Genomic DNA, 15,788 nt, shown 5'->3' on the forward strand with positions numbered 1-15,788 from the left:
AGCAGAAGTTAATTTTATCAGATAGAAATAACGAGCACAAGTGGAAAAAATCCTGATCAGCGAAGTCGGCCCCCGCGACGGTTTGCAGAACGTCCAGGCGGTCATGCCCACCGAGGCCAAGTTGCAATGGATCGGCGCGCTCGCGGCGGCCGGCCTGCGCGAGGTGGAAGTCGGTTCGTTCGTGCACCCCAAGTGGCTGCCGCAGATGGCGGACGCCGATGCGGTGGTGCCCCGGGCGCGCGCCATCGCGGGGCTGACCGTGCTGGCGCTGGTGCCCAACCTCAAGGGCGCGCAGCGGGCGCTGGCGGCCGGCGCCCACAAGATCACCGTGCCGGTCTCGGCGTCGCAGACGCACAACATGGCCAATGTGCGCATGACCTGCGAGCAGTCGATCGAGGCCATCGCCGCCATCTGCGCGTACCGCGACGAGATGGCCGGCGCGGGCCCGCGCGTCGAGGTCGAGGCGGGCATTGCCTCGGCCTTCGGCTGCTCGCGCGAAGGCGCGGTGCCGGAGCGCTGGGTCATGGAGATGGCCGAGCGGCTGGCGCGGGCCGGCGTGGACTCCATCGGCCTGTCCGACTCCGTCGGCGTCGCCCATCCGCGCCAGGTCAAGCGCATGTTCGGCCAACTGCTGCGCCTGCTCGGCGAGCGCGCGGGCGGCGCGCATCTGCACAACACGCGCGGGCAGGGGCTGGCCAACGCGGTGGCGGCGCTGGAAGCCGGCGTGACCACGCTGGACGCGTCGCAAGGCGGCCTGGGCGGCTGCCCGTATGCGCCGGGGGCAACCGGCAACATCGTGACCGAAGACCTGGTCTACCTGCTCGAGTCCATGGGCGTGGACACCGGCATCGACCTGGAGCGGCTGTTGCAGGCGCACGGCGAAAGCGTGACCGGCGCGTGCAACGTGCGCGCCTTCGCGCCGGGCTACCTGTTCACGCTGCGCAACCATCCGCGCCCGGCCGAGAACCGCCAATACCTGATCGCGCAGGCGCATTACCGCATCCAGGAAGGCGGCTACGCCAGCGGCGCCGAGGATGCCGTCTTCGATATCGACTTCCGCGTCCTGCCGGCCACGGTGCCGTTTCGCGTGGCGCGCGCCACTCCGGTGCCGTTTCGCGTGGCGCGCGCCACTCCGGTGCCGTTTCGCGTGGCGCGCGCCACTCCGGTGCCGCGCACGCACGGGCCGCAGACCGCCACGGTGGTGGGCCAGGCCGGCGAAGAGATCTGGACCGACGAGTACGGCCGCGTCAAGGTGCACTTCCACTGGGACCGCTACGGCAAGAAGAACGAGAACAGCTCGTGCTGGGTGCGCGTGTCCAGCCCCTGGGCCGGCGGCGGCTTCGGCGGCATCCAGCTGCCGCGCGTGGGCGACGAAGTGATCGTGGACTTCATCGGCGGCTATCCCGACCGGCCCATTGTCATCGGCCGCGTCTACAACGCCAGCAACATGCCGCCCTGGGACCTGCCCGGCAACGCCACGCAAAGCGGGTTTCTCAGCCGCTCCAAGAACGGCGACCGGGGCACCGCCAACGCGCTGATGTTCGAGGACAGCGCGGGCGCCGAACGCATCTGGCTGCACGCCGAGCGCGACATGGACTGCGAGGTCGAGGCCAACGAGTCGCACACGGTCGACGGCAACCGCACCACCCTGATCGGCGGCAACGATACGCTGACGGTGCGGGGCACGCGCACCACCACCATAGACGGGCTGGACACCGAAACCTTCAATGCCGGCGCCACGCGCACCGTCACCGGCGAGGTGTCGGAGACCACCACCGGCAACGAGACGCGCACCTTCAACGGCGACGTGACCGAAACCGTCAACGGCGTGGAGACGCGCACGGTCAACGGCGACTGGAAGGAAACCATCACCGGCGAGATGACCGAAACGCGCACGGGCGACGAAACCCGCACGGTGACCGGCGCCGTCACGGAAACCATTACCGGCGACGTGACGCAGACCATCACCGGCGCGGTCACGCAAACGCAGACCGGCGCGCACGACATCACCATCACCGGCGACCAGACCTCCAGCATCACCGGCGCGGTGTCGCACACGGTCACCGGCGCGTATACCCAGACGGTCACCGACCCGGTCACGGTCAACGCCAACACCAGCATGACCGTGGTCACGCCGTCGTGGACCGTCTCGTCGGCGTCGCAGCAGGCGTTCTGGACCGCCAACACCTTGCGCGGCACGCCGGCGCGCCTGACGGTGGTCGGCGCCGCGGCCGACTTCTGGGGCGTGCGCCAGCAGGTCTACGGCGGCATCAACTCGCAGTGGTCCACCGTGAAGATCGACCTGGCCGCGTTCAAGAACGGCGCCAACGGCTTCGAGAGCGGCCAGGCCGGCGCGCAGATCAAGGCCATCGGCGCGCAGATCAAGACCGGCGGGGCGGCGGTGATCTCGCGCGTCATCAATCTCTTCACCTAGCGGGCGGCGCGACGGCATGGGCAGCACGGCATGGTGGATAGCGGGTACGTTGGCGACGCTGGCGGCGGTGGGCTTGGTGGCCTTGCTGGTGCGCGGCGGCGCGCGGCCCTACGAGGCCGAGCGCGCGCTGGCCGCGCAGCTGGCGCGAACGGGCCGGCCGGCCCAGGCCGAAGTGCTGGCGCTGGACCGCCAGCCCGGCGGCGAGCTGTACGCCGCGCCGATGAAGCTGGCGCTGCGCTACGCCGACGCCATGGGCCGCGCGCGGCAGGCCGAACTGCACGTCTACATCGACAGCGAGCTGCTGGTCAACTTCATGCCCGGGCAGGCCATCCACGTTCGCCTTGACCCGAGCGACGCGGCGCGCATCGCGGTGGACCGCGAGCGCTCGCCTACCGAAATCCCCGCCGCCTGGCGCCGCCGCCATCCATGAAGATCGTCAAGCCCTTGCGCCTGGGCCTGCTCAGCCGGCCCTACCGCATGCGCGGCCGCCAGCGCCTGGGCCTGGCCGTGTTCGCCCTGGCCACGCTCGACGAGCAGGCGCTGCTGCAGCCCGAGGCCGACCTGTGGAGCCTGGCCGGCGAGGCGCTCGGCGAGGACGGCGTGCTCGACCTGGCGGTGCCCAAGCCGTGCGCCGAATTCCTGGTCAGCGGCGCCGCCTACACGGCCCACCAGCAGGACCGCACGGCCTGCATGGCGCGCGTGCGCGTGGGCGAACTGGAGAAAACCCTGGCGGTGTTCGGCGAGCGCTACTGGCTGGACGGCAAGCCCACCCCGCCTGCGCCGTTCGAGGCCATGCCGCTGGACTGGGCCCATGCCTTCGGCGGCCCCGAATACGCCGACAACCCGCACGGCCGCGGCGCCGGGGACGAACGTATCGCCGGGGTGCGCACGCGCCGCCTGCCCAACGTCGAGCCGGCGCGGGGCCGCATGCAGCGGCCCGACCAGCGTCCCGAGCCGGCCGGCTTCGGGCCGGTGTCGCCCCTGTGGCCGCGCCGTTTCGCGCGGGCCGGGCAGTATCACGAAAGCTGGCTGGACGACGGGTTTCCCGGCTTTCTGGATACGCTGGACCCGCATTTCTTCAACGCCGCCGCGCCCGACCAATGGTGGCCGGGCCAGCCCGAACTGGCCGCGGGCGCGCCGTATGCCCTGTGGAACCTGCACCCGCGCCTGGCCTGCCAGCAAGGCGCGTTGCCGCGCTGGCGCGCGCGCTGCCTGTTGCGCCGCGCCGGCGAAACCGCGCTGGAGGACGTGGCGCTGCGCCTGACCACGGCCTGGTTCTTTCCCGACCGCGAGCGGCTGCTGCTGATCTACCACGGCGCGACCGACATCGCGCAGGATGACGGCGCCGACATCGAGCTGGCCATGCCGGCGCTGGATGCTGCCGATGCGCCGCGTCCGCTGGCGCACTACGAAGCCGTGCTGGCGCAGCGGCTGGATGCGCAGGACGGGGCCTTGCACGCGCTGCGCGACAAAGACTTGTTGCCGGCGCAGGCGCTGGGGCCGTGGGACGCCCTGCAGGCGGCCAACCCGATGGAGCAGCCCTTCGCCGTCAACCAGCGCGCGCGCGGCGCGGCGATCCGCGCGCAGCTGGGCGAGCAGGCGCGGGCGCACGGCGTCGACCCGCGCGCCTACGAGCCGCAGCCGGCGCCCATGCCGGCCGCGCCGCAACTGGACGACCTGCCGGATATCGCCCGGCACATGCGCCAGGCCGCGCAGGAGGCGCGCATCGACGCCTTGCATGCGCGGCGGCGCATGGCCGAGGCCCTGCAGGCGCGCGGCGCAGAGCTGCCGCCGGCCATGGGCGCCGCCGCGCTCGCCGCCGCCGCCGATGGCGCGGGGCGGGGCGGCCCGCCCTCCCTGCACAATCACCCCGCGCTGGCCACGCTGCAGGAACTGGCCCGCGCCCAGCCGCTGGGCAGCGACGCCGACCGGCTCGACGCCGGCTCGGTCGGCGCGCGCCTGCGCGAGGCGCAGCAACAACTGGGCCGCCTGTACCTGCATGCCGCCCATCACCAGCCGCCGGCCGAAGCGGCGCGGCCCGCCCGCGCGGCGCGGCTGCGGCGCCGCGTGCAGGCGCTGATGGCGGGCAGCCGCGACCTGGCGGGCCTGGACCTGACCGGCGCCGACCTCTCCGGGCTGGATTTGCGCGGGGCGCGTTGCGTGGGCACGTGGATGGAGGGCGTCGACCTGTCGGGCGCGCTGCTGGACGACGCGGACCTGTCGCAGGCCGTGCTGGCGCGCGCGCACGCCGAAGGCGGCTCGTGGCGGCGCGCCGTGCTGGCCGGCGCCAACCTGGGCCAGGCGGCGCTCGACGGCGTGGACCTGGCCGGCGCGCGCCTGTCCTCGCCCGTGCTCGACGGCATCGTCCTGGTCGATTGCGCCTTGTCCGCCAGCCGCTGGAACGATTGCCACCTGGCCGGCGCGTGGCTCGAGCGCTGCCGCTTCGACCAGGCCGAGCTGGATACCGTGACGTTCTGGCAGGGCACGCTGCTGCGCGAGACCGGTTTCGCGGCCGCCCGGCTGGCGCGCGTGACCTGGCTGGACTGCGAACTGGATGGCCTGGATTTCGCCGGCGCGCGCTTGCGCCGCTGCGCCTGGGTGCAGTCGCAATGCGGCGCGGCGCCCAATTGGGCCGGCGCCGAATTGCAGACGTGCTGCGTGGTCGAGACCGATATGCCGCATGCCGTGTTCGCCGGAGCCACGCTGCGCGAATGCAGCCTGCGCGATACGGTGCTCGACCACGCCGATTTCACCGGCGCGGCGTTGTGGCGCTGCGACCTGTCGCAAGCCAGCCTGGCCGAGGCCGACCTGCCCGGCGCGCTGCTGCAGAAGGCCACGCTCACCCATGCCGACCTGCGCGGCGCCAACCTGTTTCGCGCCGACCTGGGGCTGGCCGTGCTGGACGATACCAGCGACACGCGCGGCGCCTATACCCACCTGGCCAACACGCGGCCGCGAGCCCGTCATGGACGCTGAGACGCTGCGCGACTGGGTCCGGCAGGGGCGGCCGCTGGTCGGCCTGGACTTGCGCGCGGCGGCGTTGCAAGGCGCGGACCTGGCCGGCGCCCTGCTGCAGGACTGCGACCTGCGCGGCGCGGCGTTGGCCGGCAGCCGCTGGCGCGACAGCCGCTTCAGCGGCTGCCGCATGGAGCAGGCCGATTGGCGCGGCGCCGATGTGGCGCAGTGCGCGTTCTTCCGCTGCGAACTGGCCGAGGCGGTGTTCGCCGCGGCCGAGTGCGCCGGCGCCTCCTGGGTGGAGTGCCGCGCCGCCGGCGCCGATTTCCGCGCCACGCCGCTGCATGGCAGCCATTTCGTGCAATGCGCGCTGGACGGCGCGCGCCTGGACCAGGCTGAGATGCGCGAGGGGGGCTTTGCCGAGTGCACGCTGGAGCAGGCCAGCCTGGCCGGCGCGGCATTGCGCCAGACGCTGTTTTTTCGCGCCGACCTGCGCACCGTCGATCTGGCCGGGGCGCGGCTGGAGCGCGTGGTGTTCGTGGAGTGCGACCTGAGCGGCCAGCGCCTGGCCGGGCAGTTCCTGGGCGGCAGCCAGTTCGTCGAGGCGCGCATGGATGGCTGCGACCTGCGCGAGGCCAGCATGGCGCAATGCAATTTCAAGGGCGCCTCGCTGCGCCAGGCCTGCCTGGCCGGCGCCAGCGGCGCGCGCGCCATGTTCGCGCAGGCCGACCTCAGCGCGGCCGATTGCAGCGGCGCGCGCCTGCCGCAAAGCCTGTGGGCCGACGCCATTCTCGACGGCGCCGTCTTCAGCGGCGCCGACCTCGCCCAGGCCATGCTGCACCGCGCGCGCGGCCGGGGCGCGCTTTGACGGCGCGGGGCTGCACTACGCCGATTTTTCGTATGCCGACCTGCGCGACGCCGACCTGCGCGGCGCCCGCTGCCTGCGCACCCAGCTGCATCGCGCCCTGCAGGACGGCGCGCGCTGGGATTCGCGCATCGGCGTGCTGGAGAACGACCCCGCGCTGTACGAGGCCGAGCTCTGGTCGGCGCGCCGGCGCGCCGGCCCGTAAGGCGCGGGCCGCCAGACTACAAGGAGCCACATGTTCGCCGATTGCCAGTTGATGGGAATGGACCTGGCCTTTCCCGATATCTGCAAGACGCCGCCGGCGCTGCTGCCGATTCCCTATCCGAACTTCGCGCTCGGTCCGATGGGCATCCCCAATGTGTGGAACGTGCTGCTGATGGCCATGCCCGCGCACAATCTGCTGACCACCATCGCCCTGTCCAACGGCGACAACCCCGGCATCGGCATGGGCCTGATATCGCAGACCGTGATGGCGCAGGCGCGCCGCATCACCTGCGTGCCCAACGTGCTGTTCGGCTGCATCCCCGCCACCCGCCTGACCGGCGTGACGGTCCAGAACACCATCAACACGGTCGGCATGCGCGTGGTGCCCAGCCAGTTGAAGGTCGTGCTGCTGGGCGGCGGCGGGGGCGGCGGCGCGGCCAAGGCGGCGAAGTCGGCCAAGGCCGGCAAGGGGCCGGGCGCGCGCGCCGGCGCCACCGCGCGGCGCGGCGCCGGCGGCAAGGGCGGCGCGGCAGGCAAGGGCGGGCAGGGCGGCGGCAAGGCGGCCGGCTCGGGCAAGTCCGGCGGCGGCAAGGGCGCCAAGCCCCGCAAGCCGGGCGACGATCCGCGCTACCGCCGCGGCAAGTTCCGCAAGGGGGTGCGCGACAAGGCCTGGGACCAGGAGGCCAGGCGCAGCAAGGATGGCGTGGTGCGCGACCCGGTCTCGGGCAAGAAGATGAAAAAGGACGAGCCCTGGGACATGGGCCACAAGCCCGGGTACGAACACCGCAAGCACGTACGCAGCGCCAAGGAACGCGATATCGATCGCAAACAGTTCCTGGATGAATACAATGACCCTTCGCACTATCGTCCCGAGTTGCCCAAGTCGAACCGCGGGCACCAGGGCGAGCTGAAAACGGATGACTACTTTGGCCCCTGAATCGAAAGCCTCCGCCCAGCCCTCGCCGCGGCACAAGGCCGTGGCGCGCCACGCCCTCAAGGTATTCGGCGGCACGCCGGTCGTGCATGCCTACCGCCACGACCAGATCGACACCTTGTCGATCGACATGCTGGCCGTCGACGACAGCCCCGACGACGGGCTGGTGTCGTACAGCACGCTGGGGCTGTTCGACCTCGAGCTGCGCCACGACGACGGCCATCCCATGGCCACGCGGGTGGAGCTGTGCGCCGAGATGCCTGAGGACCTGCAGTCGTGGGCCAACGTGCTGGCCACCGCCGCGTTCGGCCTGATGCGCAGCGGCCAGGCGGTCATGCCGGGCTCGGTGCTGCCCGATTGCGTGGCCGAATACTATCCCGACGCCACCGTGCCGCACCTCTACCTGTGCGTGCCGTTTTCGTGGCAGGACGGCGAATTCCCGCGCTGCGACGCCGATGGCTTGCTGGTGAACTGGTTGCAGGCCGTGCCCATCAGCGAAACCGAGCGCCAGTTCATCGAAACCGCCGGCCCCGACGCCTTCGAGGACGAACTGCTCGAAGCCGACCCCGACATCTACGACCTCTCCCGGCCAGCGGTACGCTGACCGCGCCGGGTCCCAGGCTCCCGGCCTGCGCCCGGGTGCCTCGCCTGGGTGCCTGGCACCCATGCAGGCACCGTCTCTTCCACGCCAACAACCACGACCGCAGCGGACCCGGGTGCCTGGCTCCCGCTACACCGGCCCGCGCCACTGCGCTGCCCTGCGCGGCGGGTGCCTGGCACCTTGCCGCCACCCACGTGCCAGGCACCCGCCGCATACACCGCGCTGCTCGCAGCGGCCATCGCAGCGGGTGCCTGGCACCCATGCAGGCACCGTCTCTTCCACGCCAACAACCACGACCGCAGCGGACCCGGGTGCCTGGCTCCCGCCACACCGGCCCGCGCCACTGCGCTGCCCTGCGCGGCGGGTGCCTGGCACCTTGCCGCCACCCACGTGCCAGGCACCCGCCGCATACACCGCGCTGCTCGCAGCGGCCATCGCAGCGGGTGCCTGGCATCCATGCAGGCACCGTCTCTTCCACGCCAACAACCACGACCGCAGCGGACCCGGGTGCCTGGCTCCCGCCACACCGGCCCGCGCCACTGCGCCGCCCTGCGCGGCGGGTGCCAGGCACCCATGGCCGGCACCGTCTCTCCCACACCAACATGACACCACCGCGTCAACACGCCGGAAGAAGTGTTTGAATCTCTACGCAGGTGTTAATGGAACGTAAGAAGAAGCAGCACTTGTTAGTTGTCATAAAGGGGCGCCGGATGCGCTGCCTAGAATGCCGTCGACGCATAGGGACGCCCATCGGCGCCCGGCACAGGATGCTTGCCGCGCATGACGACGAACATGGAATTTGCCGACCTGTTGAAGACGCTGACGCCCAGCCTGCCCTGCGGGGAGGACCTGGAGTACGACGCTGATTTCCTGCAGTTGCAGCAGGCCGCCGTGGGCCGCAGCGAGCAGCAGTTCGGCGCCACCATCATCCCCGCGCAGGCGCCCGACTGGCGCGCGGTGGAGCGGCTGGCGCTGGGGCTGCTGGAGCGCACGCGCGACCTGCGCATCATCGCCTACCTGACGCGCGCCTGGACCGAGATGCGCGGCCTGCCCGGCTATGCCGAGGGCGTGACGCTGGCCGCCGGCACGCTGGAGCAATACTGGGACGCGGTGCATCCGATGCTGGCCAGCGGCGGCGAGGAAGACCCGATGCCGCGCGTCAATGCGCTGGCCTCGCTGGGCGACCCGCAGGGCTGCGTGCGCGGCATGCGCTCGGCCTGCCTGCTCGACGATGTGCATGGCCGCCTGTCGCTGCGCGATGCCGAGGCCCTGCTCGACGGCGGCAGGAGCGAGGCCGACTATCCGGGCGGGCGCACGCGCCTGATCGAGAACCTGCGCCAGGCGCGCCTGCGGCGCGACGACGCGGCGCTGGCCGTGGGCGCGGCCGCCGGCGCGCTGCGCCGCATCCAGCAGCAGGCCACCCAGCGCCTGGGCTCGGCCTGGTGTCCGGACTATGCGCAGGCGCTGCGCGCGCTGGATGCCTTGCTGCGCACCTGGAGCGACCTGGACGAAACCGCGGCGGCGCCCGCCGCGGCCATGCCGGCCGAAGCGCATCACGCGGCCCCGGCGCCTGAACCCCAACCCGCGCCCGCCAGCTGGCACGACGCGCGCATCGCCACGCGCGAAGACGCGATGGCCATGCTGGCCAAGGTCAGCGCCTACTTCGAAACCCATGAGCCCAGCCATCCGGCGCCCTATCTGATCCGCCGGGTGCAGCAGCTCATTCCCCTGGATTTCCACGACATCCTGCGCAACCTGGCCCCGCAGGGCCTGGCGCAGTTCGAGGCGTGGACCGCGCGCGAGGCCGCCAGCCAGTCCTAGGACCGGTTCAGGCCCTAGTCCCTTCATCAGGAGATAACAACCATGGCAACCACGCTCAAAGGCAGCGGCCAGAAATTCATCGCCAGGAATCGCGCGCCGCGCGTGCAGATCGAGTACGACGTGGAGATCTACGGCGCCGAGCGCAAGATCCAGCTGCCCTTCGTCATGGGCGTGCTGGCCGACCTGGCCGGCAAGTCGAACACGCCGCAGCCCGAAGTGGGCGAGCGCAAGTTCCTCGACGTCGATATCGACAATTTCGACGAGCGCATGAAGTCGGTCGCCCCGCGGGCCGCGTTCCAGGTGGCCAATACGCTGACCGGCGCCGGCCATCTGAACGTGGACATCACCTTCGAGAGCATCGACGATTTTTCCCCGGCCACCGTGGCGCGCAAGGTGGGCGCGCTCAACGAGATGCTGGAGGCCCGCACGCAGCTGGCCAACCTGCTGACCTACATGGACGGCAAGACCGGCGCCGAGGAGCTGATCGGCCAGGTGCTGCAGAACCCGGCCCTGCTGGGCGCGCTGGCGGCCGCGCCCAAGCCCGCCGACGCCGGGCCGGCCGATGCCGACGCCGAGAGCGCGCAGCCCGGCCCGCAAGCCCGATAAGCCATCGATACGGAGAACGCCATGACCGCAGTGGCCCGGCGCGAACGCGCGCAAGCCGAATCCAGCCTGGCGGCGGACGACCTGTCCGCCCTGCTGAAGAAAGAGTTCAAGCCCAAGACCGAGCAGGCGCGCGAGGCCGTGGAGCACGCGGTGCGCACGCTGGCGCACCAGGCCCTGGAAAACAGCGGGCTGGGCCTGTCCTCGGACGCCTACCGGACCATCCAGGCCATCATCGCCGAGATCGACCGCAAGCTGTCCGAGCAGATCAACCTGGTGATGCACCATCCCGACTTCCAGCAGCTCGAAGGCGCCTGGCGCGGACTGCACTACCTGGTCACCAACACCGAGACCGACGAGCTGCTGAAGATCCGCTTCATGTGCCTGTCCAAGAACGAGCTGGGGCGTACGCTCAAGCGCTACAAGGGGGTCGGCTGGGACCAGAGCCCGATCTTCAAGCGCGTCTACGAGGAAGAGTACGGCCAGTTCGGCGGCGAGCCCATCGGCTGCCTGGTGGGCGACTACAGCTTCGACCACAGTCCTCCCGATGTCGAGCTGCTGGGCGAGATCGCCCGCATCAGCGCCGCCGCCCACTGCCCCTTCATCGCCGGCGCCTCGCCCAACGTGATGCAGATGGATTCCTGGCAGGAGCTTTCCAACCCGCGCGACCTGACCAAGATCTTCACCAATACCGAGTACGTCGCCTGGCGCAGCCTGCGCGAATTGGAAGACGCGCGCTATGTCGGCCTGGCCATGCCGCGCTTCCTGGCGCGCCTGCCCTACGGCGCGCGCACCAATCCGGTCGATGAGTTCGATTTCGAGGAAGAAACCGACGGCGCCAACCACGACCGGTACACCTGGGCCAATTCGGCCTACGCGATGGCCGCCAACATCAACCGTTCGTTCAAGCTGTACGGCTGGTGCACCTCGATCCGCGGCGTGGAATCCGGCGGCGCGGTCGAGAACCTGCCATGCCACACCTTCCCGACCGACGACGGCGGAGTGGACATGAAGTGTCCCACCGAGATCGCCATCAGCGACCGGCGCGAGGCCGAGCTGGCCAAGAACGGCTTCATGCCGCTGGTGCATCGCAAGAACTCCGATTTCGCCGCCTTCATCGGCGCGCAGTCGCTGCAGCGTCCGCAGGAATACCACGACGCCGACGCCAGCGCCAACGCCAAGCTGGCCGCGCGCCTGCCCTACCTGTTCGCCTGCTGCCGCTTCGCGCACTACCTGAAGTGCATCGTGCGCGACAAGATCGGTTCGTTTCGCGAGCGCAGCGACATGGAGCGCTGGCTCAACGACTGGATCATGAACTACGTCGACGGCGACCCGGCCAACTCTTCGCAGGAAACCAAGGCGCGCAAGCCGCTGGCCGCCGCCGAGGTGCAGGTCACCGAGATCGAGGACAACCCGGGCTATTACGCCGCCAAGTTTTTCCTGCGGCCGCACTATCAGCTCGAGGGGCTGACGGTGTCGCTGCGGCTCGTGTCCAAGCTGCCTTCGCTCAAGCAGAACGAAGGCTGACGGGCATCCATCCGCGCCGGCTCGCGCCGGCCCCGCGACTATTGAGGGAGAAAGCAAGTGGCTGTTGATATGTTCATGAAGATCGAAGGCGCCAATGGCGAATCCAAGGACGCCAACCACAAGGACTGGACCGATATCGTGTCCTTTTCGTGGGGCGCCACCCAGCCGGCCAGCCTGGCGACCGGCGGCGGCCAGGGCGTGGGCAAGGCCAGCTTCAACGATCTGCACGTGGTGGCCCGCATCGACAAGGCGGCGCCGGCGGTCATGAAGCACTGCGCCAGCGGCAAGCACCTGGGCAAGATCGAACTGTCGGTGTGCAAGGCGGGCGGCGCGCAGGTCGAGTACAGCAAGGTCACGCTGGAAGACGTGCTGGTCACCTCGGTGCAGATCGCCGCGGACAACGGTTCGGAGGCGGTGCTGGTCAACTATGCCTTCCAGGCCGCCAAGGTGCGCCAGCAGTACTGGGAGCAGACCGAGTCGGGCGGCAAGGGCGCCGAGAGCCTGGTCGCGTGGGACATCAAGCAGAACAAGGAAATCGGCTGAACGGCGCCGGGGCCGCCCGGCCCCGGCACGCCTTGCCGAACACGTATTCATGCAGACATCCGTGCTTGCGATGCCCCCGCGCGACGGCGGCCTGGCCGGTCAGGCCGCGGCCGTGCAGGCGCGCATCCGGCGCGCGCCGGCCGACGCCGATTTGCGCGCGCAACTTTTCCAGCTGGCTGCCGTGCAGGGCGACTGGCGCCGCGCCGCCGAGCAATTGCAACTGTGCGCCCGGCTGAACCCGCTGGCCCAGCCGATGGCCAATCTCTACCTGGCGGCCATCCATGGCGAGCTGCGGCGCGAAGCCGTGCTGGCGGGCCAGGCCGAACCCGGCTTCCTGGCCGAGCGGCCCTGCTGGTGCGAGCCGTTGCTGCAGGCGCTGCGCGCCCAGGCGAGCGACCCCGAGCGGGCCGCCATGCTGCGCGCCCAGGCGTTCGATGCGGCGCAGGCCAGCGCCGGCACGCTGGAGGACGCGGCCGCCGGCCAGGCCGGCTATGCCTGGATCTGCGACGGCGACAGCCGCCTGGGGCCGGTCTGCGAACTGATTCTCGACGGCAGCTATGCGTGGCTGCCGTTCGCGCAGGTGGCCGCCGTGCATCTGCCGGCCCCGCAAGGGCTGTGCGATCTCGTCTGGGCGCGCGCCGAAATCGCCCTGGCCGACGGCGCGGTCGTGCGCGGCCTGGTTCCGGCGCGCTACCCGCCGTCGGCCGGGCAGGATGACGGCCTGAGGCTGGGCCGGGCCACGTGCTGGCGGCCGCTGGGCCAGGACGGCTACGCCGGCGAGGGCCAGAAGATGTGGCTGACCGACGCGGGCGAGTTCGCGCTGCTGGACGTGCGCGCCCTGCGCCGGCAGGCGCCATGAGAATCGCCGACGAACGGGTGGCGCGCGACCGCCTGCAGCCGTCGCTGCTCGATCGCCTGGTCGATGACGAGCCATGGCGCCGCAGCGAGGCGCCCGAAGCGGCGCTGTTGACGCACGCCGGGCTGCGCGCCGCGGTACTGCGCGACCTGCGCTGGCTGCTCAACACGGTCAACCTCGCCTCGTCGCAGGATCTGGCGCCGTACCGGCACGTGCCCGCCTCCAGCGTCAATTTCGGCGTGCGCGCCATGGCCGGACGCCGCATGTCGGAGATCGACTGGGTCGATGTCGAGACGTCGATCCGCGACGCCATCGCGGCGTTCGAGCCGCGCATCCTGGAATCCTCGGTCGAGGTGCGCTGCGTCAGCGACACCCGCACGCTCGAGCACCACAATGTGCTCAGCCTGGAAATACGCGGCATGCTGTGGTGCGTGCCGCACCCGCGCGAGTTCCTGTTCCGCACCGATATCGACCTGGAAAGCGGGCACATGGACCTGCGCGACCTGGGAGGGGCGTGATGGACGCGCGCCTGCTCGACTACTACAACCGCGAGCTGGTCTATATGCGCGAGCTGGGCGCCGAGTTCGCGCGCCAGCATCCCAAGGTGGCGGGGCGGCTGGGCATGCACGGCACCGAGGTGGCCGACCCGTACGTCGAGCGCCTGCTCGAAGGCTTCAGCTTCCTGGCCGCGCGCATCCACCTGAAGATGGACGCCGAGTTTCCGCGCTTCACGCAGCGGCTGCTGGAGGTGGTGCATCCGCACTATCTCGCGCCCACCCCGGCGATGGCGGTGGCGCAGTTCTCGCCCAGCATGAACGAAGGCACGCTGGCCGGCGGCTTTACCCTGCCGCGCGGCACCGTGCTGCGCGGCGGCCTGGCGCGTGGCGAACAAACGCCGTGCGAGTTCATGACCGGCCACGCGCTGCGGCTGTGGCCGCTGCGCGTGACGGCGGCCGAACTCACCGGCGCGCCCACCGACCTGCCGCTGGCCCGCCTGGGCCTGGGCGGACGCGAGGCCGGAGTGGCCAGCGCGCTGCGCCTGCGGCTGGAAGTCTGCGGCGGCGTCAGCCTGGAAGAGCTGGACCTGGATCAACTGGTGTTCTACCTCAACGGGTCGGACGCGCCCATGCAGCGCCTGCTGGAGCTGATCATGTGCCACACGGTCGCCGTGCTGGGCCACGACAGCGAGCGGCCCGTCTCGTGGATCAACCGGCTGCCGGCCGACGCGGTGCGCCACGAGGGGTTCGCCGACGACCAGGCGCTGCTGCCCACCGACACGCGGGTCTTCCAGGGCTATCGGCTGCTGCAGGAGTACTTCGCGTTCGCGCGCCGCTATCTGTTCTTCAGCCTGAACGGCCTGAAGCAGGGCCTGTGCACGCGGCGCGCGGCGCCGGCCGCGGCGGCTGGCCCGGCCGGCACCCGGCGTTTCGACCTGACGCTGCTGCTGTCGGCCGCAGCGCCCGAGCTCGAAGGCGCGATCTCGGCCGGGAACCTGGCGCTGCACTGCGCGCCCATCGTCAACCTGTTTCCGCGCCGCGCCGACCGCGTGGCGGTCACGCCGCGCCACCACGAGTACCACGTGGTGGTCGACCGCACCCGGCCGCTGGACTTCGAGGTCTACAGTCTGACGCGGGTGCTCGGCCATATGTCGGCGCAGCGCCCCGAACAGGAGTTCCGTCCGTTCTACGGCTCGTTCGGCGCGGACGCCGACGATTACGGCGCCTATTACTCGTTGCGGCGCGAGCCGCGGCTGGCCTCGGACAGCGCGCGCCGCCATGGCACGCGCACCAGCTATACCGGCAGCGAAGTCTATCTGTCGCTGGTCGATCGGCACGAGGCGCCGTTTGCCGATACGCTGCGCCATCTCGGCATCGACGCGCTGTGCACCAACCGCGACCTGGCGCTGCTGCTGCCGCTGGGCGGCGCCAGCGATTTCAGCCTGCGCGTGTCCGCCCCGGTGGGCGCGATCAAGGTGCTGCATGGGCCGTCGCGGCCGGCCGCGGCCATGGCCGACCACGGCACGGCATGGCAATTGATCAGCCACCTGGGGCTGCACTACCACAGCCTGACCGACCTGGACGAGACGCGCGGCGCGCAGACGCTGCGCGAGCTGCTCAACCTGTACGGCAACCTGGCCGATCCGGTGGCGCGCAAGCATATCTCGGGCGTGCGCCACGTGCGGGTCGAACCCATGCACCACCGCCTGCCCGTGCCCGGCCCCATCGTCTACGGCCGCGGCGTGCGCATCGACCTGCAGGTCGACGAGACCGCTTTCTCGGGCATCAGCCCCTACCTGTGCGGCGCGGTGCTGGAGCAGTTCTTCGCGCGCCACGTCTCCATCAACATGATGTCGGCGCTCACCCTGTCCACGCCGCAGCGCGGCGCCGTGGCGAGCTGGCGGCCCCGCATGGGCCGCCGTCCCGCGGTCTAGGCGGCGCCGCGTCC

The 15,788-nt window shown here is 71.0% G+C and carries 14 protein-coding genes; all 14 read left to right on the forward strand.

The window, feature by feature from the left end:
* Positions 1–40: 40 nt before the first annotated feature.
* Positions 41–2,434: a type VI secretion system tip protein TssI/VgrG gene (gene tssI / locus LK409_RS01380; RefSeq protein WP_049788687.1), complete on the forward strand. Its 2,394-nt coding sequence runs from the start codon at positions 41–43 to the stop codon at positions 2,432–2,434.
* A gap of 16 nt (positions 2,435–2,450) precedes the next feature.
* A complete protein-coding gene (locus LK409_RS01385; protein ID WP_010927641.1) occupies positions 2,451–2,864 on the forward strand; it encodes a DUF3592 domain-containing protein in 414 nt (137 codons plus the stop codon).
* On the forward strand, positions 2,861–5,410 hold the full coding sequence (locus LK409_RS01390; RefSeq protein ID WP_010927642.1) for a DUF2169 family type VI secretion system accessory protein: 2,550 nt from the start codon (positions 2,861–2,863) through the stop codon (positions 5,408–5,410). Before LK409_RS01385 ends, LK409_RS01390 begins: the two co-directional genes overlap by 4 nt.
* On the forward strand, positions 5,400–6,257 hold the full coding sequence (locus LK409_RS01395; protein ID WP_226376498.1) for a pentapeptide repeat-containing protein: 858 nt from the start codon (positions 5,400–5,402) through the stop codon (positions 6,255–6,257). The genes LK409_RS01390 and LK409_RS01395 overlap by 11 nt, the downstream gene beginning before the upstream one ends.
* Before the next feature lie 40 nt (positions 6,258–6,297).
* Entirely contained in the window at positions 6,298–6,459 is a 162-nt protein-coding gene (locus LK409_RS01400) for a hypothetical protein (RefSeq protein WP_226376583.1), read from the forward strand.
* Between the two features lie 30 nt (positions 6,460–6,489).
* The gene (locus tag LK409_RS22745) at positions 6,490–7,395 is read left to right on the forward strand and encodes a PAAR-like domain-containing protein (protein WP_010927643.1); all 906 of its coding nucleotides are present in this window, start codon (positions 6,490–6,492) and stop codon (positions 7,393–7,395) included.
* Positions 7,376–7,996 carry a suppressor of fused domain protein gene (locus tag LK409_RS01415; protein WP_226376499.1) on the forward strand — a complete coding sequence of 207 codons (621 nt, stop codon included), beginning with the start codon at positions 7,376–7,378 and terminating at the stop codon, positions 7,994–7,996. Before LK409_RS22745 ends, LK409_RS01415 begins: the two co-directional genes overlap by 20 nt.
* 768 nt (positions 7,997–8,764) lie before the next feature.
* The gene (tssA, locus tag LK409_RS01420) at positions 8,765–9,814 is read left to right on the forward strand and encodes a type VI secretion system protein TssA (protein ID WP_010925946.1); all 1,050 of its coding nucleotides are present in this window, start codon (positions 8,765–8,767) and stop codon (positions 9,812–9,814) included.
* A gap of 42 nt (positions 9,815–9,856) precedes the next feature.
* Positions 9,857–10,420, forward strand: a complete 564-nt coding sequence (gene tssB / locus LK409_RS01425) for a type VI secretion system contractile sheath small subunit (protein ID WP_003808284.1) — start codon at positions 9,857–9,859, stop codon at positions 10,418–10,420.
* Positions 10,421–10,441: 21 nt separating this feature from the next.
* Entirely contained in the window at positions 10,442–11,944 is a 1,503-nt protein-coding gene (gene tssC, locus LK409_RS01430; RefSeq protein WP_010927645.1) for a type VI secretion system contractile sheath large subunit, read from the forward strand.
* 57 nt (positions 11,945–12,001) lie between these two features.
* The gene (locus LK409_RS01435) at positions 12,002–12,487 is read left to right on the forward strand and encodes an Hcp family type VI secretion system effector (RefSeq protein WP_010927646.1); all 486 of its coding nucleotides are present in this window, start codon (positions 12,002–12,004) and stop codon (positions 12,485–12,487) included.
* Between the two features lie 49 nt (positions 12,488–12,536).
* Entirely contained in the window at positions 12,537–13,346 is an 810-nt protein-coding gene (locus LK409_RS01440; RefSeq protein WP_003808290.1) for a type VI secretion system accessory protein TagJ, read from the forward strand.
* Complete coding sequence (gene tssE, locus LK409_RS01445; protein ID WP_003808292.1) at positions 13,343–13,861, forward strand: type VI secretion system baseplate subunit TssE; 519 nt, start codon at positions 13,343–13,345, stop codon at positions 13,859–13,861. Before LK409_RS01440 ends, tssE begins: the two co-directional genes overlap by 4 nt.
* Positions 13,861–15,774 carry a type VI secretion system baseplate subunit TssF gene (gene tssF, locus LK409_RS01450; protein ID WP_010927647.1) on the forward strand — a complete coding sequence of 638 codons (1,914 nt, stop codon included), beginning with the start codon at positions 13,861–13,863 and terminating at the stop codon, positions 15,772–15,774. The genes tssE and tssF overlap by 1 nt, the downstream gene beginning before the upstream one ends.
* Positions 15,775–15,788: the final 14 nt, after the last annotated feature.

Origin of the sequence: Bordetella parapertussis, from assembly GCF_020735925.1 — a bacterium.
Taxonomy (GTDB): Bacteria; Pseudomonadota; Gammaproteobacteria; order Burkholderiales; family Burkholderiaceae_B; genus Bordetella; species Bordetella pertussis.

Bases quoted from the DNA above. Each gene is read 5' to 3' on its own strand.
- LK409_RS01415 (WP_226376499.1), top strand. From the start codon at position 7,376: ATGACTACTTTGGCCCCTGAATCGAAAGCCTCCGCCCAGCCCTCGCCG.
- tssC (WP_010927645.1), top strand. From the start codon at position 10,442: ATGACCGCAGTGGCCCGGCGCGAACGCGCGCAAGCCGAATCCAGCCTG.
- tssB (WP_003808284.1), top strand. From the start codon at position 9,857: ATGGCAACCACGCTCAAAGGCAGCGGCCAGAAATTCATCGCCAGGAAT.
- tssF (WP_010927647.1), top strand. From the start codon at position 13,861: ATGGACGCGCGCCTGCTCGACTACTACAACCGCGAGCTGGTCTATATG.
- LK409_RS01385 (WP_010927641.1), top strand. From the start codon at position 2,451: ATGGGCAGCACGGCATGGTGGATAGCGGGTACGTTGGCGACGCTGGCG.
- tssE (WP_003808292.1), top strand. From the start codon at position 13,343: ATGAGAATCGCCGACGAACGGGTGGCGCGCGACCGCCTGCAGCCGTCG.
- LK409_RS01395 (WP_226376498.1), top strand. From the start codon at position 5,400: ATGGACGCTGAGACGCTGCGCGACTGGGTCCGGCAGGGGCGGCCGCTG.
- LK409_RS01440 (WP_003808290.1), top strand. From the start codon at position 12,537: ATGCAGACATCCGTGCTTGCGATGCCCCCGCGCGACGGCGGCCTGGCC.
- LK409_RS01390 (WP_010927642.1), top strand. From the start codon at position 2,861: ATGAAGATCGTCAAGCCCTTGCGCCTGGGCCTGCTCAGCCGGCCCTAC.
- LK409_RS22745 (WP_010927643.1), top strand. From the start codon at position 6,490: ATGTTCGCCGATTGCCAGTTGATGGGAATGGACCTGGCCTTTCCCGAT.